We start from the raw sequence: 584 nt of genomic DNA, 5'->3' as shown, positions 1-584 counted from the left end.
CCGGTGCGCAGCCAGAACGAGTAGACCACGATGAAGCAGGCCGGGATCGCCAGCAGCAGCGTGACCGCGGTCAGCGCGGGTGTCAGCAGCACCCACGGGCGGCGGTCCCCGCCCGCCGTCGCCGTTGTCGCCATGGGTCGTCCTCCTGTGGGGCGGGGTGTTGTCGTGTATGGGTTGCGCCCGCCCCGCGGTGGTTGATTTCAGTTAAGTAAGGGGTTAGGCATTTCGCAAATAGATAATCGGAATGCAGCGCATAGCGATATGCTATGTTCGGGACGGAGGACAGACGCCCGAGGAGCCCGCGTGACCGGCAGCGACGACCCGAGACAGCCGCTACGGCGCAATTTCGACTGGAATCTGCTCTACACTTTCCTGGTGATCGTCCAGGAGGGCTCAATCACCCGCGCGGCGGAGCGCCTGCTCTTTCGCCAGCCGACGGTGAGCAACGCCCTGCGCCGGCTCGAGGAGCAGCTCGGCAAGCGTCTGGTCGATCGTGGTCCCGGGCGTTTCGAGCTCACCGAGCACGGCAGCGTGCTCTACCGGGAGTGCCAGGAGATCTGCGGCTCCATCGGGCGGCTGCGCCA

Annotated in this window: 1 protein-coding gene; it reads left to right on the top strand. The window is 65.9% G+C overall.

Going from position 1 to position 584, the window contains the following annotated elements; all coding sequences use genetic code 11:
- Positions 1–303: 303 nt before the first annotated feature.
- On the top strand, positions 304–584 hold a 281-nt coding region (locus G7A99_RS23975; protein WP_163144581.1), incomplete at its 3' end, for a LysR family transcriptional regulator.

This window comes from Arhodomonas sp. KWT (assembly GCF_010993615.1).
This window is presented reverse-complemented; position numbering and strand designations above follow the sequence as displayed.